Consider the following 20,002-nt stretch of genomic DNA (forward strand, 5'->3'; position numbering starts at 1 on the left):
GAGACGTTACTCGTCAGCGTCATCCGCTGCTTCATCATCGATGTCCGCTTCCGGGGCGATTTCATCATCCCCTTCCGCGACGCTGCCGTCGATAGAGTCGAGCTCTTCGTCATCCACCGGCTCAGCAACGCGTTGCAGACCGACGACGTTTTCATCTTCCGCAGTGCGGATGAGGATAACGCCCTGGGTGTTACGACCTACCACGCTGATCTCTGACACGCGGGTACGCACCAGCGTACCGGCATCGGTGATCATCATGATCTGGTCCGCGTCGTCCACCTGCACCGCGCCAACAACGGAACCGTTGCGCTCGGTCACTTTGATGGAGATAACGCCCTGCGTGCCGCGTGACTTGGTTGGGTATTCACTTTCCGCCGTACGTTTACCGTAGCCGTTCTGGGTGACGGTCAGGATTGCGCCTTCGCCACGAGGAACGATCAGGGAAACAACGGAGTCTTCACCCGCCAGCTTGATACCACGCACGCCGGTCGCCGTACGACCCATTGCGCGCACGGCGTTCTCTTTAAAGCGCACCACTTTACCGGCGGCAGAGAAGAGCATCACTTCATCAGAACCGGACGTCAGATCCACGCCGATCAGTTCGTCGCCTTCGTTCAGGTTCACCGCGATAATCCCGGCAGAACGTGGACGGCTGAACTCGGTCAGTGCGGTTTTCTTCACGGTACCGCTCGCGGTCGCCATAAAGACGTTCACGCCCTCTTCGTACTCGCGTACCGGCAGTATGGCGGTGATACGTTCGTTCGCTTCCAGCGGCAGCAGGTTGACGATTGGACGTCCACGCGCGCCACGGCTTGCTTCCGGCAGCTGATAGACTTTCATCCAGTACAGACGGCCCCGGCTGGAGAAGCAGAGGATCGTGTCATGGGTGTTCGCCACCAGCAGACGATCAATGAAGTCTTCTTCTTTAATACGCGCCGCAGATTTGCCTTTACCGCCCCGACGCTGAGCTTCGTAGTCGGTCAACGGCTGATACTTCACGTAGCCCTGGTGAGACAGCGTCACTACCACGTCTTCGCGGTTGATCAGATCTTCAATGTTGATATCAGAGCTGTTGGCCGTGATTTCGGTGCGACGCTCATCGCCGAACTGATCGCGAACCAGCTCCAGCTCTTCACGGATCACTTCCATCAGGCGCTCTGCGCTACCCAGGATATGCAGCAGCTCGGCAATCTGCTCCAGCAGCTCTTTGTACTCGTCGAGCAGTTTTTCATGCTCAAGGCCGGTCAGTTTCTGCAAACGCAGATCCAGAATCGCCTGGGCCTGCTGTTCAGTCAGGTAGTACTGACCGTCACGCACGCCGAATTCCGGCTCCAGCCACTCAGGACGCGCAGCGTCATCGCCGGCACGTTCCAGCATCGCCGCCACGTTGCCCAGATCCCATGAACGCGCAACCAGCGACGCCTTCGCTTCTGCTGGCGTCGGCGCACGGCGGATCAGCTCGATGATCGGGTCGATGTTCGCCAGCGCAACGGCCAGTGCTTCAAGGATATGGGCACGGTCGCGCGCTTTGCGCAGTTCGAAGATGGTACGGCGAGTCACCACTTCACGGCGGTGACGCACGAACGCGCTCAGGATCTCTTTCAGGTTCATGATCTTCGGCTGGCCATGGTGCAGCGCAACCATGTTGATACCGAAGGAGACCTGAAGCTGAGTCTGGGAGTAAAGGTTGTTCAACACAACTTCACCCACCGCGTCGCGCTTGATTTCAATCACGATGCGCATACCGTCTTTGTCAGACTCGTCACGCAGCGCGCTGATGCCTTCAACGCGTTTTTCTTTTACCAGCTCGGCGATTTTTTCAATCAGTCGCGCTTTGTTCACCTGATACGGGATCTCGTGAACAATAATGGTTTCACGGCCGGTTTTGGCGTCCGCTTCCACTTCGGCGCGGGCACGGATGTAAATCTTGCCGCGACCGGTACGGTACGCTTCTTCAATACCGCGACGGCCATTGATGATTGCCGCCGTCGGGAAGTCCGGGCCAGGGATGTGTTCCATCAGCCCTTCAATGCTGATGTCTTCATCGTCAATGTAGGCCAGGCAGCCGTTGATCACTTCCGTGATATTGTGCGGCGGAATGTTGGTTGCCATACCGACGGCGATACCGGACGAACCGTTCACCAGCAGGTTTGGGATCTTCGTTGGCATGACGTCAGGAATTTTTTCCGTGCCGTCGTAGTTATCAACGAAATCAACCGTCTCTTTTTCCAGGTCAGCCATCAGCTCATGGGCAATCTTCGCCAGACGGATTTCCGTATAACGCATTGCCGCGGCGGAGTCGCCGTCGATAGAACCAAAGTTACCCTGACCATCTACCAGCATGTAACGCAGCGAGAAGGGCTGCGCCATACGGACAATGGTGTCGTACACCGCGGAATCACCATGAGGATGGTATTTACCGATTACGTCACCAACGACACGGGCAGATTTTTTGTAGGCTTTATTCCAGTCATTGCCCAATACGTTCATGGCGTATAGTACGCGACGGTGTACCGGCTTCAGGCCATCGCGGACGTCCGGCAGCGCACGGCCAACAATGACCGACATCGCATAGTCCAGATAGGAGCTTTTCAGCTCTTCCTCGATGTTAACCGGTGTAATTTCTCTCGCAAGGTCGCTCATCTAACCGCTATCCCTCTACTGTATCCCGGATTCAAAGGTCGCAAATTATAACACAGCCGCGGTGATACAGGTAAACCTATACGCTTTATTCACAGGGATTGCCTGATATACTCATTTGTCTTGCTAAATAAGGAGTAAAAGCGCCCATGAATGCCGAAAAATCCCCGGTGGCTCACAACGTTGACCACGAAGAGATTGCCAAATTTGAAGCGGTGGCGTCCCGCTGGTGGGATCTCGAAGGTGAGTTCAAACCTCTGCATCGTATTAACCCGCTGCGTCTGGGCTATATCGCGGAGCGTTCCGGCGGTCTGTTCGGTAAGAAAGTGCTCGACGTCGGCTGCGGCGGCGGCATCCTGGCGGAAAGTATGGCGCGTGAAGGGGCCACCGTCACCGGTCTGGACATGGGCTTCGAACCTCTACAGGTTGCGCGTCTTCATGCGCTGGAGTCCGGCATACAGGTAGAATACGTTCAGGAAACCGTGGAAGAGCACGCGGCAAAACATGCGCACCAGTATGACGTGGTGACCTGCATGGAGATGCTGGAGCACGTTCCCGATCCGCAGTCGGTCGTCAGCGCCTGTGCAAACCTGGTGAAACCGGGTGGACAGGTCTTCTTCTCGACCATCAACCGCAACGGCAAAGCCTGGCTGATGGCCGTGGTAGGCGCGGAATATGTGCTGCGCATGGTGCCGAAAGGGACGCACGACGTGAAGAAGTTCATCAAGCCTGCCGAACTGCTGGGCTGGGTTGACCAGACATGGCTTAAGGAGCAGCACATGACGGGCCTGCACTACAACCCGTTGACGGATAAATTCAAACTTGCCCCGGGTGTGGATGTTAACTATATGTTGCACACAACCGCCAAAAACGACTAACGTCATTCGTTATTCTTATAAAGATTGCGCGACATCATGTTGCGCAATTCTGACCTCCCGATGAAGAAATCAGCACTCGATCAAATTTTGAATTTTTTTTCTTAATTATTGACATCTCTTCCAGGCCTTACGGCACGAGGACTTAGCCTTTTTTACCCTTTCACAACCTCAATTTAACGTCAAAATCAACCCTTGTACTGAAAAGAATCCTTACTAGAATACTCACCATATAGCGTTCTTCTTATCGCAAAACCCCTATATGTAGTATTTATCCACAGAGTTAGTCACAAGACGGGTCTGTGGATAAGCGGGGGATATTTTTTATTTCACGGACAGGTAAAAACCCACATGAATCAGAGTCTGCTGGTGACAAAGCGCGACGGTACCACCGAGCGTATCAATCTGGACAAAATCCATCGAGTTCTCGACTGGGCAGCAGAAGGACTGAACAACGTATCTATCTCCCAGGTTGAACTGCGTTCTCACATTCAGTTCTACGACGGCATCAAAACGTCTGATATCCACGAAACCATTATCAAAGCAGCGGCAGATCTGATCTCCCGCGACGCACCGGATTATCAGTACCTCGCTGCGCGTCTGGCGATTTTCCACCTGCGTAAAAAAGCCTACGGTCAGTTTGAGCCGCCGAAGCTTTACGATCACGTAGTGAAAATGGTTGAGCTGGGCAAATACGACACGCATCTGCTGGAAGACTATACGGAAGAAGAGTTCGAGCAGATGAACGGGTTTATCGATCACTGGCGCGACATGAACTTCTCCTACGCGGCGGTGAAGCAGCTCGAAGGCAAATACCTGGTTCAGAACCGTGTAACCGGTGAGATCTACGAAAGCGCCCAGTTCCTCTATATTCTGGTGGCCGCCTGCCTGTTCTCTAATTATCCACGCGAAACCCGTCTGGACTACGTGAAGCGTTTCTACGATGCGGTGTCGACGTTCAAGATTTCTCTGCCTACGCCAATCATGTCTGGCGTGCGCACCCCTACCCGTCAGTTCAGCTCCTGCGTGCTGATCGAGTGCGGTGACAGCCTGGATTCCATCAACGCGACCTCCAGCGCCATCGTGAAATACGTTTCCCAGCGTGCCGGTATCGGCATCAACGCCGGTCGTATCCGTGCGCTTGGCAGTCCAATCCGCGGCGGTGAAGCGTTCCACACCGGCTGTATCCCGTTCTACAAGCACTTCCAGACGGCAGTAAAATCCTGCTCTCAGGGCGGCGTGCGCGGTGGCGCTGCGACCCTGTTCTACCCGATGTGGCACCTGGAAGTGGAAAGCCTGCTGGTTCTGAAGAACAACCGCGGCGTGGAAGGCAACCGCGTGCGTCACATGGACTACGGCGTGCAGATCAACAAGCTGATGTACACCCGCCTGCTGAAAGGGGAAGACATCACCCTGTTCAGCCCATCCGACGTCCCGGGCCTGTATGACGCGTTCTTCGCCGATCAGGATGAGTTCGAGCGTCTGTACACCAAATATGAAAAAGACGACAGCATCCGTAAGCAGCGCGTGAAGGCGGTCGATCTGTTCTCCCTGATGATGCAGGAACGTGCTTCTACCGGCCGTATCTACATCCAGAACGTTGACCACTGCAACACCCACAGCCCGTTCGATCCGGTGGTTGCCCCAGTGCGCCAGTCCAACCTGTGCCTGGAGATCGCCCTGCCGACCAAACCGCTGGACGATGTGAACGACGAAAACGGCGAAATCGCGCTGTGTACGCTCTCTGCGTTCAACCTGGGTGCGATTAAGAGCCTGGACGAGCTGGAAGAGCTGGCGGTGCTGGCTGTTCGTGCCCTCGACGCCCTGCTGGACTACCAGGATTACCCAATCCCGGCGGCAAAACGCGGCGCAATGGGCCGTCGCACTTTAGGTATCGGCGTAATCAACTTCGCCTACTGGCTGGCGAAAAACGGCAAGCGTTACTCCGACGGCAGCGCCAACAATCTGACGCACCAGACGTTCGAAGCGATCCAGTACTACCTGATGAAAGCCTCTAACGAGCTGGCGAAAGAGCAAGGCGCGTGCCCGTGGTTCAACGAAACCACTTACGCGAAAGGCATTCTGCCGATCGACACCTATAAAAAAGACCTGGATGCGATCGTCAGCGAGCCGCTGCACCTCGACTGGGAAGGCCTGCGCGAGTCCATTAAAACTCACGGCCTGCGTAACTCCACGCTCTCTGCCCTGATGCCGTCCGAGACCTCTTCGCAGATCTCCAACGCCACTAACGGTATTGAGCCACCGCGCGGGCACGTCAGCATTAAAGCGTCGAAAGACGGCGTGCTGCGTCAGGTGGTACCGGATTACGAAACGCTGGGTGACAACTACGAGCTGCTGTGGGAAATGCCAAACAACGACGGCTACCTCCAACTGGTGGGTATCATGCAGAAGTTTATCGACCAGTCGATCTCTGCCAATACCAACTACGACCCGACGCGCTTCCCGTCCGGCAAGGTACCGATGCAGCAGCTGTTGAAGGACCTGCTGACAGCCTACAAATTTGGCGTGAAAACGCTGTACTATCACAACACCCGTGATGGTGCGGAAGACGCCCAGGACGACCTGGCGCCGTCAATTCAGGACGATGGCTGCGAAAGCGGCGCATGTAAGATCTAATAAATTCCCTCACCCTAACCCTCTCCCACAGGGAGAGGGAACTCTTTCCCCCTCTCCCTGTGAGAGAGGGCCGGGGTGAGGGGAAATAACACCACAGGACTCACCGCAATGGCATATACCACCTTTTCACAGACGAAAAACGACCAGCTCAAAGAGCCGATGTTCTTCGGCCAGCCGGTCAACGTGGCACGCTACGATCAGCAAAAATATGACATCTTCGAAAAGCTGATTGAAAAGCAACTCTCCTTCTTCTGGCGTCCGGAAGAAGTTGACGTTTCCCGCGACCGTATCGATTTCCAGGCGCTGCCGGAACACGAAAAGCACATCTTCCTCAGCAACCTGAAGTACCAGACGCTGCTGGACTCCATTCAGGGACGTAGTCCGAACGTGGCGCTGCTGCCGCTAATCTCGATTCCTGAGCTGGAAACCTGGGTAGAAACCTGGGCGTTCTCCGAGACGATCCACTCCCGCTCTTACACCCACATCATCCGCAACATTGTGAACGATCCGGCGGTGGTGTTTGACGATATCGTCACCAACGAACAGATCCAGAAGCGCGCCGAAGGCATTGCGCACTACTACGACGAGCTGATCGAGATGACCAGCTACTGGCATCTGCTGGGCGAAGGCACGCATAACGTGAACGGCAAAACCGTTACCGTAAACCTGCGGGCCCTGAAAAAGCAGCTCTATCTGTGCCTGATGAGCGTCAACGCGCTGGAAGCAATCCGCTTCTACGTGAGCTTCGCCTGCTCCTTCGCGTTTGCCGAGCGCAAGCTGATGGAAGGTAACGCCAAAATTATCCGTCTGATCGCCCGTGACGAAGCCCTGCACCTGACCGGTACCCAGCACATGCTGAACCTGCTGCGCAGCGGTGCGGACGACCCGGAGATGGCGGAAATCGCCGAAGAGTGCAAACAGGAGTGCTACGACCTGTTCTTGCAGGCCGCCCAGCAGGAGAAAGAGTGGGCAGACTACCTGTTCCGCGACGGCTCCATGATTGGCCTGAACAAAGACATTCTGTGCCAGTACGTGGAGTACATCACTAACATCCGCATGCAGGCTGTGGGTCTCGATCTGCCATTCCAGACGCGCTCTAACCCAATTCCGTGGATCAATACCTGGCTGGTGTCCGATAACGTGCAGGTTGCGCCGCAGGAAGTGGAAGTGAGTTCTTATCTGGTCGGTCAGATTGATTCTGAAGTCAACACCGACGACCTGAGCGACTTCCAGCTCTGATGAGCCGCGTAACGCTGAGCCTTTCTGGTACAGAGGTGTTGTGCCAGGAAGAGCATCCTTCTCTGCTGGTGGCGCTTGAAGCGCATCAGGTGGAGGTAGAGTACCAGTGTCGTGAAGGCTATTGCGGTTCGTGCCGCTGCCGTCTGGTCGCAGGCCAGGTGGACTGGCTGACCGAACCGCTGGCCTTTATCAATGAAGGGGAAATTTTGCCCTGCTGCTGCCGGGCAAAAGGCGATATTGAGATCGAGATGTAAAAAAGGGCCTTACGGCCCTTTTTCTATTTTAAGAACGTCACCGCTTTATCCGGGAAATCCGTAAACAGCCCGTCCACGTCCGCCTGCTTATACAACACCTCGTAAAGCTGATTCACATCGGTGGCATATGGCGGCAGCTGATCGGCACGCACCGTGTACGGATGCACCTGCATCTTGCTGGCGTGCGCCTCTTTCACCATCGCCGTCAGCTTCACGTGCCCAGGCGTTGAGCCTTCCGCCACCAGCATGTGATAATCCGGCCCGATGCCGTCAGCGTACTGCGCAATCTGCTTCATCGCGCCCGGCTTGAACATCCAGTCGTAGCTGTAATTCATCCACTTCCCGTCCGGCTGTTTCTCCTGGGTTTCATTCCAGTCGGTATAGGCAATCAGCTGCACCAGATTGAGATCCATCCCCATCTTCGGCTCCAGCTCGGTTTTGATGCGCTTCAGCTCGGCGGCGTCAAAACACTGCAGGAAAACCTTATCCTGCTTGCTGGTGTAGCCGTACTTTTTCAGTACCTCCAGCGTCTTCGCGGCAATGTCCTTCCCTTCCTGATGGTGGAACCATGGGGCTTTGATTTCCGGGTAGATGCCGATGTTTTTACCGGTGGAGTGGTTCAGTCCCTGAACAAACTCAATCTCTTCCTGGAAGGTATGGATCCGGAAGTCAGATTTGCCCATCGGGAAACGTCCCGGATAGACCTGCACCTTCTTGCCGTTTTCAATCTCGAAGCCTTCGGTGAACTTCAGGGAGCGGATCTCCGCCAGCGTGAAGTCGATAGCGTAGTAGCGACCATCTTTACGGGCGCGATCCGGGAAACGCTCTGCCACGTCCGTCACGCGGTCAAGATAATGGTCGTGCAGGACGACCAGCTGGTCGTCCTTCGTCATCACCAGATCCTGCTCCAGATAATCCGCGCCCTGGGCATAGGCCATCGCTTTTGCCGGCAGCGTATGCTCCGGCAGATAACCGCTGGCGCCACGGTGGGCGATAACGATTTTATCCGCCGCCAGCGCGGAGCCTGTCATCAGGCCCGCCAGCAGCAGGCCGGTTGCTAACTGAGTTAATTTCATCGCAATGCTCCTTATTGACGACGCGCCAGCACTTCGGCGTGGTGACGTTTTTCACCAATCATCACAACAACCAGCAGCAGTACCGCCAGCACGCTTCCGCCGATCATCACCATAAAGCCGCCGTCCCAGCCGAAGAAGTCAACGGTATAGCCCACAATGGCGCTCGCCGCGACCGAACCGCCGAGATAGCCGAACAGACCGGTAAAGCCCGCAGCCGTGCCTGCCGCTTTCTTCGGTGCCAGCTCCAGCGCGTGCAGGCCGATCAGCATAACCGGACCATAAATCAGGAAGCCGATGACGATCATACAGGCCATATCCACACCCGGATTACCCGGCGGGTTAAGCCAGTAAACGACCGTCGCGATGGTCACCAGCGTCATAAAGAACACGCCCGTTGCCCCACGGTTGCCCTTAAACACTTTGTCCGACATCCAGCCGCAGATCAGCGTGCCGGGAATGCCCGCGTATTCATACAGGAAATAGGCCCAGGAAGATTTATCCAGCGCGAAATGCTTCACCTCTTTCAGGTAAGTCGGGGACCAGTCGAGGATGCCGTAACGCAGCAGGTAGACAAACACGTTCGCCACCGCGATGTACCACAGCAGCTTGTTCGGCAGCACGTACTTCATGAAGATTTGCTTCGCGGTCAGCTCTTCTTCGTGCTTCTCGCTGTAATCATCCGGATAGTCATTTTTGTACTCTTCAATCGGCGGCAGGCCGCAGGACTGTGGGGTGTCGCGCATCAGAGCGAAGGCGATAATCGCCACCAGAATGGCGCCAAAGGCAGGCATATAGAGCGCCGCGTGCCAGTCGTTGAACCAGGCCATCCCCAGCAGGAACAGCAGCGGCGGAAGCCCGCCCCCGACGTTATGCGCACAGTTCCAGACCGATACAATTCCACCACGCTCTTTCTGTGACCACCAGTGAACCATGGTGCGTCCGCATGGCGGCCATCCCATCCCCTGGAACCAGCCGCAGAGGAACAGCAGCACGAACATGATGGCAATGCTTGAGGTCGCCCACGGCACAAAGCCCATGAACAGCATCACCGCTGCCGCGAGGATCAGACCGGCGGGCAGGAACACGCGCGGATTCGAACGATCCGACACCGACCCCATAATGAACTTTGAAAAACCGTACGCGATGGAGATCCCCGACAGCGCAAATCCCAGATCGCCGCGAGAGAAGCCCTGCTCCACCAGGTACGGCATGGCGAGCGCAAAGTTTTTACGTACCAGATAGTACGCCGCATACCCGAAGAAGATCCCGAGGAAGATTTGCCAACGCAGACGGCGGTAGAGAGGATCAATCTCTGCCTCTGGCAGTCGCGCACGATGTGGCGCAGGTTTAAAGATACTGAGCATAACAGCCTCCGTGGCCTTTCAAAAAATGACCGGGCATCTCGCGCCCGGCTACAGAGGCGGCGATGTTAAGAAATCACGGTGAATGTTACTGTGAATCAACGCACAGATTGTTACAGAAATATGACAGAATGCGCAAAAAAGCGCATGAAATCACGTTTCACTTTCGAATTTCGCGCGTTTATGTTCGAAATCAAACAAACCACACGATCAATGTGGCTAAATGCAAAAAAACGAACATAGAGGAAAGGCAATGACAATTCACGATCCACGCTTCAGCGATGTGATTATCATTGGCGGTGGCGCGACGGGTGCCGGCATCGCACGCGACTGCGCCCTGCGGGGATTGAGCGTCACGCTTCTGGAACGCCACGATATCGCCACCGGCGCGACGGGACGTAACCACGGTCTGTTGCACAGCGGCGCCCGCTATGCGGTCACTGACGCTGAGTCAGCGCGCGAGTGTATCGCTGAAAACCAGATCCTCAGGCGCATCGCCCGCCACTGCGTTGAACCGACCAACGGTCTTTTTATCACCCTTCCAGAAGACGACCTCGGCTTTCAGCAAACCTTTATCACCGCCTGCACGGCGGCAGGCATTCAGGCCGAGGCGATCGATCCTGCGCAGGCGCGCCGTCTTGAACCCTCGGTAAACCCGGCGTTACTGGGCGCGGTAAAAGTACCGGACGGAACCGTTGATCCTTTCCGCCTGACCGCCGCCAATATGCTCGACGCGCGGGAACATGGCGCCCAGATCCTGACCGGGCATCACGTCACCGGGCTTATTCGCGAAGGGAATACCGTGCGCGGAGTGCGCGTGTTTGATGCGCAGTACAACGAACACCGCGAGCTGTATGCCGCCGTCGTGGTCAACGCGGCGGGGATCTGGGGCCAGCGCATCGCGGAATACGCGGACCTGTCGGTGCGCATGTTCCCGGCGAAAGGCTCGCTGCTGATCCTCGACCACCGCATCAATAACCATGTCATCAACCGCTGCCGTAAACCGTCTGACGCCGATATCCTCGTGCCGGGGGACACCATTTCGTTAATCGGCACGACCTCAATGCATGTGGACTACAGCGAAATTGATTACAACCGCGTCACCGCTGAAGAGGTGGATATCCTGCTGCGCGAAGGGGAAAAGCTGGCCCCGGTGATGGCGCAGACGCGTATTCTGCGTGCCTACGCGGGCGTGCGTCCCCTCGTCGCCAGCGATAACGATCCGAGCGGGCGTAACGTCAGCCGCGGCATCGTACTGCTCGATCACGCCGAACGTGACGGCATGGACGGATTTATCACCATTACCGGCGGCAAGCTGATGACCTACCGGCTGATGGCCCAGTGGGCCACCGATGCCGTCTGCCGTAAGCTCGGCAACACCGCGCCGTGCGTGACGGCGGAACAGGCCCTGCCCGGCTCGCAGCAATCGACAGAAAAAACGCTGCACAAAATCATTTCACTCCCTGCCCCGCTTCGCGGTTCGGCGATTTACCGCCACGGCGACCGCACCCCGACCTGGCTCGGTGAAGGGCGACTCAGCCGCAGCCTGGTGTGCGAATGCGAAGCCGTGACCGCAGGCGAGGTGCAGTATGCCGTGGAAAACCTGACGGTGAACAACCTGCTCGATTTACGCCGCCGCACGCGCGTCGGGATGGGCACCTGTCAGGGGGAGCTATGCGCCTGCCGTGCCGCCGGGCTGCTGCAACGTTTTCACGCCACCACGTCAACCCAGTCGCTTGCCCAACTCAGCGATTTTTTAAACGAGCGCTGGAAAGGCATTCAGCCCGTCGCCTGGGGCGATGCCCTGCGCGAAAGCGAATTTACCCGCTGGGTCTATCAGGGGCTTTGCGGTCTGGAGAAGGAGCACAACCATGAAATTTGATACCGTGATTGTGGGTGGGGGGCTGGCGGGCCTGCTGTGCGGCCTCAAACTGACGCAGCGGGGTCTGCGCTGCGCCATTGTCACTCGCGGTCAGAGTGCTCTGCACTTCTCCTCCGGCTCGCTGGATTTACTGGGCGCGCTATCGTTCGCCGATCTGCCGCCTGAACATCCCTACCGCCTGACGGGCGCAGAGAATATGGCCCGCTTTGCCTGCGAAACCGAACACCTGCTCACTGCCTGCGGCGCACGCATGCAGGGTGACGCCGAGCAAAACCATCAGCGCGTCACGCCACTCGGCACCCTGCGCGCCGCCTGGCTTAGCCCGGAAGAGGTGCCTGTCGCTCCCATCGCTGCCGAGCGCGTGCGGGTGGTGGGGATCAGCGGTTTCCTTGATTTCCAGCCACATCTGGCCGCCGCGTCTCTCAGACAGCAGGGTGTTCAGGTGGATACAGCGGAGATTGATCTCCCCGAGCTCGACGTGCTGCGCGAAAACCCCAGCGAGTTTCGTGCGGTGAACATTGCCCGCCTGCTGGATAATGAAAGTTACTGGCCGCAGCTGTACGCGGCGCTTCAACCGCTCGGCGAGACCTGCGACGCCCTGTTTATGCCCGCCTGTTTTGGCTTAACGGACAACCGGCTCTGGCGCTGGCTCTCGGCGCGCCTGCCCTGTACGCTCGGTTTACTGCCGACGCTCCCCCCTTCCGTGCCCGGCATTCGTCTGCATACCCAGCTTCAGCGTCAGTTTGTCGCCCAGGGTGGCGTCTGGATGGCAGGCGACGAAGTGAAAAAAATCACCCTGGTTGAGGGCGCGGTAAGCGATATCTGGACCCGCAACCACGGCGACATCCCGCTTCGCGCACGCTATACGGTGCTGGCAAGCGGCAGTTTCTTCAGTAACGGTCTGCTGAGCAGCCGGGATGGCGTGCGTGAGGCAATACTCGGGCTGGATGTCCGGCAAAGCGCTTCCCGCGCGGACTGGTATCAAAGCGATTTCTTCACCCCGCAGCCCTGGCAGCAGTTCGGCGTGATCGTCGACAGCCAACTGCGCCCGCGGCTGGGCGGTGAACCGGTTGAAAATCTTTACGCCATCGGCTCGGTTCTGGGCGGGTACGATCCCGTGGCGCAGGGCTGCGGTGGCGGCGTCTGCGCCGTCACTGCGCTGCATGTCGCGGAGCAGATTATCCAGCGCAGGGAGGGAGCACAATGAACGACACCCCATTTGAAAGCTGTATCAAATGCACGGTCTGCACCACGGTTTGCCCGGTCAGCGGCGTCGATCCGCGCTATCCCGGCCCGAAACAGGCCGGTCCCGACGGGGAGCGTCTGCGCCTGAAGGATGGCGCGCTCTACGACGAGGCGCTGAAATACTGCATCAACTGCAAACGCTGCGAAGTTGCCTGCCCGTCGGACGTGAAAATAGGCGATATCATCCAGCGCGCCCGCGCCCGCTACAGTACGCAAAAACCGACGCTGCGTGACGCGATACTGAGCCACACCGATCTAATGGGCAGCCTCTCGACGCCTTTCGCGCCGGTCGTCAATGCCGCCACCGCCCTGAAGCCGGTGCGCAGGCTGCTGGATGCGACGCTCAAAATCGACCATCACCGCAGTCTGCCGAAATATTCTCACGGCACCTTCCGCCGCTGGTATAAATCCGTGGCGGCAGAACAGGCGCAGTTCGCTGAGCAGGTCGCCTTCTTCCACGGCTGCTACGTGAACTACAACCATCCGCAGCTGGGAAAAGACCTGCTGAAAGTGCTGAACGCCATGGGGACGGGCGTTCAGCTGCTGAGCAAAGAAAAGTGCTGCGGCGTTCCGCTGATTGCCAACGGTTTCATCGACAAAGCGCGCAAGCAGGCGAGCAGCAACGTCACCTCTTTACGTGAGGCGATCGTCGACAAAGGGATACCGGTACTGGCGACGTCGTCAACCTGTACCTTCACGCTGCGCGATGAATATCCGCATCTGCTGGATGTGGATAACACCGGCCTGCGCGAGCACATTGAGCTGGCGACCCGTTTTCTCTGGCGCAAACTGGACAGCGGGCAGACGTTACCGCTGGGCAAATTGCCGCTGAAGGTGGTATATCACACGCCATGTCATATGGAGAAGATGGGCTGGTCGATCTATACGCTTGAGCTGCTGCGGCTGATCCCGGGGCTGGAGCTGACGGTGCTGGACTCACGCTGCTGCGGCATCGCTGGCACCTACGGATTCAAGCGTGAAAACTACCCAACGTCACAGGCCATTGGCGCGCCGCTGTTCCGGCAGATTGAAGAGAGCGGCGCAGATATCGTGGTGACGGACTGTGAAACCTGCAAGTGGCAGATCGAGATGTCCACCAGCAAACGCTGTGAACATCCCATTACCTTGCTGGCAAAAGCGCTGGCGTAACCGTTGCCGGGGACACTGCCCCGGCACACTCTCACTCTACGAACAGCGATTCCACGACGTTGATCCAGCCGTGCTCACTGGCGACCTCTTTCCCGTTCAGCCAGCGGCGCAGCATGTTCAGCGCCATCATCGCGCACACCTCCTGACGTACGGCCAGGCTGTGGCGGGTAATGCTCATCCTGACGCGCAGGGCGTGCGTTCCTTCCGGCGTTGCCAGGGCAAAGTTGAGGTGCTCCTCATCCAGCCCGCCCACAAACAGCGCCAGTCCGGCGAAATGCTTCACTCTGCGCTCGGATGCCCAGCGCGCCGTCTGCGCCAGCGTCTCCTGCTGGAACGGCACCACTTCACTGGCCAGCAGCGGCGCACCCGCCCGGGTAAGCTGAAGCGCCAGAAGCCCACCGGTAAACTGCTCGCTTAACGTCACGCTCAGCTGGCGGGACTGCAAATGCGCTGCGATCTGCGCCGGCAGCCCTTTCGTGCCTTCGAAAATCAGGCTTTCCCCGGCGACGCGCCGCACTTCCGGCCACAGTGCCAGCATAGCGGCTTTCTCTGACGCCGGTCCGGTCAGCTTCAGTTCAATAATCGGCATGGAGGAGCGATAGCCCATCGACACGCCGGGAGGCAGTTGCAGGTGATCGAGGCTCTGAGCGAGATCGCTTTCCGAGCGACCAAAGGTGGTCAGACGCAGGCACAGCGGCGGTTCAGGCAGCGTAAAGCGCGCGCGCAGGCGCGGCAGGATCTGCTGCTCGACCATCACTTTAAATTCCGACGGCACGCCCGGAGTGAAGAACATCAGGCAGCGGTTCAACTGAACGGCAAACCCGCAGGCGGTGCCGACCGGGTTATCAATCAGTTCCGCGCTGGCGGGAATTTCAGCCTGCTTGCGGTTGCTGGGGGCCATCACGCGGCCACGCCCGGAGAAAAAGCGCTCCATCTGCGCCAGCCACGCCTCGTGCAGGACCAGGCCTTCGCCTTTGGCCGTGGCGGCGGCCAGCGCGCTGAGATCGTCGCTGGTAGGTCCCAGCCCGCCGTTCACAATCAGCACGTCGCAGCGTTCGCTGCGCTCGCGCAGAACGTTGACCAGCGACTCAAGGTTGTCACCTACGGTGTTGCGGCGCGTTAACGGTAATCCTTGCTCAAAGAAGAGATCGGCGAGCCAGGCGGCATTGGTATCAATGATTTGCCCATGAAGCACTTCGTCGCCAGTGGATAACATTTCCACGTTTATCATTGTGTTCTCCCATTTCAATGGTCAAAACACTATAGCGCAATCAAAGACCGGGGGAAGAGAGAAACTGGCGCGACTGAACGCCGCGCCGAGAGGATTAGAAACCGGCGCTAACGCCAACGTACGGGCCGTCTGCCAGGGCGTTGTCGCGGTTGCCGTCTTTACCGGCCAGGTTCAGATAGCGATAACCCGCTTCGATGGTGATTGGACGCATGATGGTCCAGCGCGCGCCGGCGTTAGCTTCCTGATAGCTGTCGATGCCGCTGGAGAGGGAATCAGGAGAGTAGTAGTACTCACCGAACAGGCCAAAGCTGTCGCCAATTTTCCACTGCAAGCCGCCGCCCACTGCCGCCGCGTAGCCTTCGTCGCCGTCGTTCGGGTTGGTGTAAATGCCTTTACCGCCGACGGTCGCCAGGAAGGGACCCAACGGCACGTTGAAGCCGAGGCCCAGGCTTGCCGCATCGCCGTCGTCGTCGTTATGCGTCCAGCCGCCGGTCATTGCCAGGCCTGCGCTGTCCGTGCCAAGACCGAAGCCCAGATGGGTATAATCTTGTCCCGCCGAGCCGTTGAAGGAAATTGCGTTTGCCGCTGCTGAAACAAACATCAGGCCGCCTAAGCCCATTAATGCCACTTTTTTCATTGTCGTGATCCCGCACAATTTATTCAGAGATGTCCAAAAACCGCGAGATTTTAACCTGCCTGCCTGTGTGATCAATGGACTCCACGTGCGGCAGGCAATTAGTTTGTAACGATTTGATAATATCGGCATTTATATCAGCATCAGAAAGCGCATTTTCACGCTCAGCCCACCCAGATTTTCACTGGGCATCAGCTGAAGATGGCTGCGGTGCAGGCGGGCAATATCGTTAGCCAGCGCCAGGCCAATGCCGGACCCGGCGGCATCACCCACGTTTTCCAGACGATGAAACGGCAGCATGGCCTGGGAGATCTGGTCTTCAGCAATACCCGGTCCGCTGTCCTCCACGCTCAGCTCAACGGCATCGTTAGCCGTGCGCAGGTACACCGTCACGATGCCCTGCTCCGGCGTGTATTTGATCGCGTTCTCCAGCAGGTTGGCGCAGAGTTCACCCAGCAGCACGTCATCACCCTCAATCATTACCGGCTGCTGTACGCCGTCATAACCGAGATCGATACCCTTGCTGCGCGCCTGCGCCAGCCGGGAAAAGCAGCAGTTTTGCACCACCTGCACCAGATCGACAGGGGCAAACTGTCGCTCCCCCTGCTCTTTTCGCTTCACCGCTGAAAGCTGCAACAGCCTTTCCGTCAGCACGATGGTGTTATCCAGCGTGACGTTCATCGCCCGTAAGCTCTCCTGCCACAGGGCCGGATCGTTACGCGTCAGGGCAACCGATACCTGGGTTTTCAGCACCGCCAGCGGCGTTTTGAGCTGGTGTGAGGCGTCAGCATTAAAGCGCGCCTGTCGCGAAAGCACGCCGCGTAACCTGTCGATATAGCGGTTAAATGCCACAATCAGCAGCCGCGTTTCCGACCAGGGCAGCAGCTCCGGCAGCGGGGCCAGTAGCCCGGGCTCACGGCGCACCATCAGCGAAGAGAGCTGCCGCATCGGGCGCAGCACGCGACGCAGCAGCCACGCGGTCAGGACCAGCGTCAGCAGCACCAGCAGCCCCTGCGACACGAGCGAGGAAAACAGCAGCTGAGTGGCCAGATAGCGCCGCGACTGCAACGTTTCGGCGACGTAGATTTCCGCCATGCCGAACACACTCTCCTCGTTAACCGGCTGGAGCAGCTTCGCCACGCGGATCGCCTGCCCGCGATACTCGGTATGATAAAACCACGCCAGCGCCGGATAGTGGGAGGTGCGCGACGTGGAGGGGGGCATATTCGGCAGATCGTCATAGCCGGAGATCGTCCGCCCGTCAGGGTCCACGACCTTGTAGTAGAGGCGATCGTTCATGTTCAGCTCGAAGCTGTCGAGCACGACCCACGGCACGTTCACCTGGAGCTTGCCGTTGTGCACCACCAGCCGCTCTGACACCGTGCGCGCCGAGGATAACAGCGTGCGGTCATAGGCCTGCGTCGCCGCCTGTAGCGCGCTAACGTAGCTGTTAAAGGCTGACAGCCCCCATAACAGCAGCAGCGGCAAACCCAGAAAAAGCATAAGTTGCAGGTAAAGCGACTGCGGCTTAACCCACTTCATCGCCGCACTCCAGCACGTAGCCCAGCCCCCGGAGGGTGGTGATCCGCACGCCGCTGCCGGTCAGCTTCTTACGCAGACGGTGAATATAGAGATCGATGCTCTCGGGGCTGACGTCGTCGTTCAGGCTGAACACCTGGTCGAAAAGCTGTTGCCGGGAGACGGGACGGGTCCGACGGTGCATCAGCACCTTCAGCAAAGAGAGTTCGCGCGGCGTGAGGGAAAGGGGTTCATCGCGCAGCAGAAAAAAGCCTTCATCATCGTACTCCAGCTCTCCCAGCCGCTGGCGCTCCTGGGTTCGCCCTTCACTGCGGCGCAGCAGCGCACGCAGGCGGGCATCAAGCTCCTCCAGCTCGAACGGTTTCGGCAGGTAGTCATCCGCCCCGGCATTCAGCCCCTTAACCCTGTCTGCCACGTTGCTGCGGGCGGTAAGAAACAGCACGGGCAACGTCTGCCCGCGCTTTCTCAGCCGATGCACCACCTCCAGCCCGTCGAAACCGGGCATGCCGATATCAAGGATCGCGACGGCATAGTTTTCTCCCTGCAAAAGATGATCGGCCGCCCGTCCATCGTTGACGCAATCCACGGCAAATCCGTTTTGTACCAGCGCTTTTTCCAGCCAGTGAGCCAGCTCACGATTATCTTCCGCCAGTAAGAGACGCATATCACATCCTGTAAAGTTGGTGTCGCAGTGAAAGGGAAATGAAAGGTTATTGTTTTAACAATCACGCAACGGAACCGCTACAAGGTGGTTCACATAATCAGAAAAAAGACACCCGTACCCGTACTCCCGGTTCTCCGGCGTGAGGATAAACGATGAAAAAACAATTACTTTCTACCCTTGCTGCAAGCGTATTGCTGTTGAGTGCCTCTGTCGTCCAGGCGCAGGACGCGCCATCCCGTACCGAATGTATCGCCCCGGCCAAACCCGGCGGCGGCTTCGACCTGACCTGTAAGCTGATTCAGGTCAGCCTGCTGGAGACGAAGGCCATTGAGAAACCGATGCGCGTTACCTACATGCCCGGCGGCGTGGGCGCGGTAGCCTATAACGCCATCGTCGCCCAGCGCCCTGCCGAAGCGGGCACAGTGGTGGCCTTCTCCGGCGGTTCGCTGCTGAATCTGTCACAGGGGAAATTTGGCCGTTATGACGTGGACGACGTGCGCTGGCTCGCCACCGTAGGCACCGATTACGGCATGATCGCCGTGCGCGCGGACTCTCCGTGGAAATCCCTCAAAGATCTGCTGACCGCCATGGAAAAAGATCCGAACAGCGTGGTCATTGGCGCGGGCGCCTCTATTGGCAGCCAGGACTGGATGAAAGCCGCGCTGCTGGCGCAGCAGGCCAAAGTGGATCCGCACAAGATGCGTTACGTGGCCTTTGAAGGCGGCGGCGAGCCGGTGACGGCGCTGATGGGCAATCACGTCCAGGCGGTATCGGGCGATCTCAGCGAAATGGTGCCCTACCTGAGCGGGGATAAGATCCGCGTGCTGGCGGTCTTCTCAGAAAACCGTCTGCCGGGCCAGCTGGCAGACGTCCCAACCGCCAAAGAGCAGGGTTATAACCTGGTCTGGCCGATCATCCGCGGCTTCTTCGTCGGGCCAAAAGTGACCGACGCCGAATACCAGTGGTGGGTGGATACCTTCGCAAAACTTCAGCAAACCGAGGAGTTCAAAAAACAGCGCGATCTGCGCGGGCTGTTTGAGTTCAACCTGAACGGCAAGCAGCTGGACGAGTATGTCAAAAAACAGGTGAATGACTACCGCGTACAGGCGAAAGCCTTTGGTCTGGCGAAATAACCGGAGGCGCTATGAGCGATCGCATTTTTGCCGGGATATGGCTGCTGCTCTGCATTGGCGGCATGTTCGTCGCCTGGCAGATCCACAGCGAATACAGCTATGAACCCGTGGGGCCACGCCCCTTTCCCGTCGGCATTGTCGGCCTGATGCTGCTCTGCTCGGTAGCGCTGCTGCTGCGCCATCCGGATACCGTGGAGTGGCCGCCACGCCGAACGCTGCAACGTCTGCTGGTAATGGTGATTGTCCTGCTGATGTACGCGTGGGGCTTTGAATGGCTCGGCTTCCCGATTGCCACCGCCCTGCTGACGATGGTGATTGGCATACTATTTAACGCCTCGCTGCCTGCGGCGGGGATCTCCGGGGTCGTACTGGGCATTTTACTCTGGTACGCCTTCGACCGCCTGCTGGACGTGACCCTGCCGCTTGGCGCATGGTTTAACTAA

The 20,002-nt window shown here is 58.1% G+C and carries 16 protein-coding genes; 9 read left to right on the forward strand and 7 right to left on the reverse strand.

All coding sequences use genetic code 11. The annotated features are described in order from the left end of the window. Window positions 1-6: 6 nt before the first annotated feature. Window positions 7-2,643 (reverse strand): DNA topoisomerase (ATP-hydrolyzing) subunit A, encoded by a 2,637-nt coding sequence (gyrA, locus tag L384_RS01415; protein WP_023324986.1) that lies wholly within the window; start codon window positions 2,641-2,643, stop codon window positions 7-9. A 146-nt stretch (window positions 2,644-2,789) separates the two neighbouring features. On the opposite strand from gyrA, the gene ubiG reads away from it, so the two are divergent. The 4 genes from ubiG (at window position 2,790) to yfaE (ending at window position 7,645) form a co-directional block, all read left to right on the forward strand. Next, on the forward strand, window positions 2,790-3,518 hold the full coding sequence (gene ubiG / locus L384_RS01410) for a bifunctional 2-polyprenyl-6-hydroxyphenol methylase/3-demethylubiquinol 3-O-methyltransferase UbiG (RefSeq protein ID WP_003859413.1): 729 nt from the start codon (window positions 2,790-2,792) through the stop codon (window positions 3,516-3,518). A gap of 348 nt (window positions 3,519-3,866) precedes the next feature. After that, window positions 3,867-6,152 (forward strand): class 1a ribonucleoside-diphosphate reductase subunit alpha, encoded by a 2,286-nt coding sequence (gene nrdA, locus L384_RS01405; protein WP_003859415.1) that lies wholly within the window; start codon window positions 3,867-3,869, stop codon window positions 6,150-6,152. 108 nt (window positions 6,153-6,260) lie between these two features. Then, the gene (gene nrdB, locus L384_RS01400; RefSeq protein ID WP_023314567.1) at window positions 6,261-7,391 is read left to right on the forward strand and encodes a class Ia ribonucleoside-diphosphate reductase subunit beta; all 1,131 of its coding nucleotides are present in this window, start codon (window positions 6,261-6,263) and stop codon (window positions 7,389-7,391) included. Next, window positions 7,391-7,645, forward strand: a complete 255-nt coding sequence (gene yfaE, locus L384_RS01395) for a class I ribonucleotide reductase maintenance protein YfaE (protein WP_023324987.1) — start codon at window positions 7,391-7,393, stop codon at window positions 7,643-7,645. Before nrdB ends, yfaE begins: the two co-directional genes overlap by 1 nt. 23 nt (window positions 7,646-7,668) lie before the next feature. Here yfaE and glpQ read toward each other — a convergent pair whose 3' ends face one another. After that, on the reverse strand, window positions 7,669-8,721 hold the full coding sequence (gene glpQ / locus L384_RS01390) for a glycerophosphodiester phosphodiesterase (protein WP_023324988.1): 1,053 nt from the start codon (window positions 8,719-8,721) through the stop codon (window positions 7,669-7,671). Window positions 8,722-8,732: 11 nt separating this feature from the next. Beyond that, entirely contained in the window at window positions 8,733-10,085 is a 1,353-nt protein-coding gene (glpT, locus tag L384_RS01385) for a glycerol-3-phosphate transporter (protein ID WP_003859423.1), read from the reverse strand. Window positions 10,086-10,335: 250 nt separating this feature from the next. Here glpT and glpA point away from each other — a divergent pair, with 250 nt between their 5' ends. Genes glpA through glpC form a run of 3 tightly spaced genes read left to right on the forward strand, consistent with a single transcriptional unit; the run spans window position 10,336 to window position 14,358 of the window. Continuing rightward, on the forward strand, window positions 10,336-11,964 hold the full coding sequence (glpA, locus tag L384_RS01380) for an anaerobic glycerol-3-phosphate dehydrogenase subunit A (RefSeq protein WP_015572285.1): 1,629 nt from the start codon (window positions 10,336-10,338) through the stop codon (window positions 11,962-11,964). After that, a complete protein-coding gene (glpB, locus tag L384_RS01375) occupies window positions 11,954-13,171 on the forward strand; it encodes a glycerol-3-phosphate dehydrogenase subunit GlpB (protein WP_023324989.1) in 1,218 nt (405 codons plus the stop codon). The genes glpA and glpB overlap by 11 nt, the downstream gene beginning before the upstream one ends. Then, window positions 13,168-14,358, forward strand: a complete 1,191-nt coding sequence (glpC, locus tag L384_RS01370) for an anaerobic glycerol-3-phosphate dehydrogenase subunit GlpC (protein WP_023324990.1) — start codon at window positions 13,168-13,170, stop codon at window positions 14,356-14,358. The genes glpB and glpC overlap by 4 nt, the downstream gene beginning before the upstream one ends. A gap of 31 nt (window positions 14,359-14,389) precedes the next feature. Here the strand turns inward: glpC and L384_RS01365 are convergent, their stop codons facing one another. The 4 genes from L384_RS01365 to tctD form a co-directional block, all read right to left on the reverse strand. Continuing rightward, window positions 14,390-15,589, reverse strand: a complete 1,200-nt coding sequence (locus tag L384_RS01365; protein ID WP_023314573.1) for a nicotinamide mononucleotide deamidase-related protein YfaY — start codon at window positions 15,587-15,589, stop codon at window positions 14,390-14,392. 94 nt (window positions 15,590-15,683) lie between these two features. Continuing rightward, window positions 15,684-16,226, reverse strand: coding sequence for a YfaZ family outer membrane protein (locus tag L384_RS01360; protein WP_023324991.1), 543 nt, complete (start codon window positions 16,224-16,226; stop codon window positions 15,684-15,686). Between the two features lie 129 nt (window positions 16,227-16,355). Next, window positions 16,356-17,765, reverse strand: coding sequence for a sensor histidine kinase (locus tag L384_RS01355; protein ID WP_023324992.1), 1,410 nt, complete (start codon window positions 17,763-17,765; stop codon window positions 16,356-16,358). Beyond that, on the reverse strand, window positions 17,752-18,426 hold the full coding sequence (gene tctD / locus L384_RS01350; protein ID WP_017693014.1) for a transcriptional regulator TctD: 675 nt from the start codon (window positions 18,424-18,426) through the stop codon (window positions 17,752-17,754). The genes L384_RS01355 and tctD overlap by 14 nt, the downstream gene beginning before the upstream one ends. 152 nt (window positions 18,427-18,578) lie before the next feature. Between tctD and L384_RS01345 the strand changes: the two genes are divergently transcribed. Further along, entirely contained in the window at window positions 18,579-19,559 is a 981-nt protein-coding gene (locus L384_RS01345) for a Bug family tripartite tricarboxylate transporter substrate binding protein (RefSeq protein ID WP_023324993.1), read from the forward strand. 11 nt (window positions 19,560-19,570) lie between these two features. Then, window positions 19,571-20,002, forward strand: a complete 432-nt coding sequence (locus L384_RS01340) for a tripartite tricarboxylate transporter TctB family protein (protein WP_003859443.1) — start codon at window positions 19,571-19,573, stop codon at window positions 20,000-20,002.

It is taken from the genome of Enterobacter sp. MGH 38 (assembly GCF_000492855.1).
GTDB lineage: Bacteria > Pseudomonadota > Gammaproteobacteria > Enterobacterales > Enterobacteriaceae > Enterobacter > Enterobacter hormaechei_C.

What these genes read in the sequence shown, in the direction of transcription:
- L384_RS01365 (WP_023314573.1), bottom strand. Translation starts at nt 15,589, where the DNA reads ATGATAAACGTGGAAATGTTATCCACTGGCGACGAAGTGCTTCATGGG.
- glpT (WP_003859423.1), bottom strand. Translation starts at nt 10,085, where the DNA reads ATGCTCAGTATCTTTAAACCTGCGCCACATCGTGCGCGACTGCCAGAG.
- tctD (WP_017693014.1), bottom strand. Translation starts at nt 18,426, where the DNA reads ATGCGTCTCTTACTGGCGGAAGATAATCGTGAGCTGGCTCACTGGCTG.
- yfaE (WP_023324987.1), top strand. Translation starts at nt 7,391, where the DNA reads ATGAGCCGCGTAACGCTGAGCCTTTCTGGTACAGAGGTGTTGTGCCAG.
- L384_RS01345 (WP_023324993.1), top strand. Translation starts at nt 18,579, where the DNA reads ATGAAAAAACAATTACTTTCTACCCTTGCTGCAAGCGTATTGCTGTTG.
- nrdB (WP_023314567.1), top strand. Translation starts at nt 6,261, where the DNA reads ATGGCATATACCACCTTTTCACAGACGAAAAACGACCAGCTCAAAGAG.
- nrdA (WP_003859415.1), top strand. Translation starts at nt 3,867, where the DNA reads ATGAATCAGAGTCTGCTGGTGACAAAGCGCGACGGTACCACCGAGCGT.
- L384_RS01360 (WP_023324991.1), bottom strand. Translation starts at nt 16,226, where the DNA reads ATGAAAAAAGTGGCATTAATGGGCTTAGGCGGCCTGATGTTTGTTTCA.
- L384_RS01355 (WP_023324992.1), bottom strand. Translation starts at nt 17,765, where the DNA reads ATGAAGTGGGTTAAGCCGCAGTCGCTTTACCTGCAACTTATGCTTTTT.
- glpA (WP_015572285.1), top strand. Translation starts at nt 10,336, where the DNA reads ATGACAATTCACGATCCACGCTTCAGCGATGTGATTATCATTGGCGGT.
- L384_RS01340 (WP_003859443.1), top strand. Translation starts at nt 19,571, where the DNA reads ATGAGCGATCGCATTTTTGCCGGGATATGGCTGCTGCTCTGCATTGGC.
- gyrA (WP_023324986.1), bottom strand. Translation starts at nt 2,643, where the DNA reads ATGAGCGACCTTGCGAGAGAAATTACACCGGTTAACATCGAGGAAGAG.
- glpB (WP_023324989.1), top strand. Translation starts at nt 11,954, where the DNA reads ATGAAATTTGATACCGTGATTGTGGGTGGGGGGCTGGCGGGCCTGCTG.
- glpQ (WP_023324988.1), bottom strand. Translation starts at nt 8,721, where the DNA reads ATGAAATTAACTCAGTTAGCAACCGGCCTGCTGCTGGCGGGCCTGATG.
- glpC (WP_023324990.1), top strand. Translation starts at nt 13,168, where the DNA reads ATGAACGACACCCCATTTGAAAGCTGTATCAAATGCACGGTCTGCACC.
- ubiG (WP_003859413.1), top strand. Translation starts at nt 2,790, where the DNA reads ATGAATGCCGAAAAATCCCCGGTGGCTCACAACGTTGACCACGAAGAG.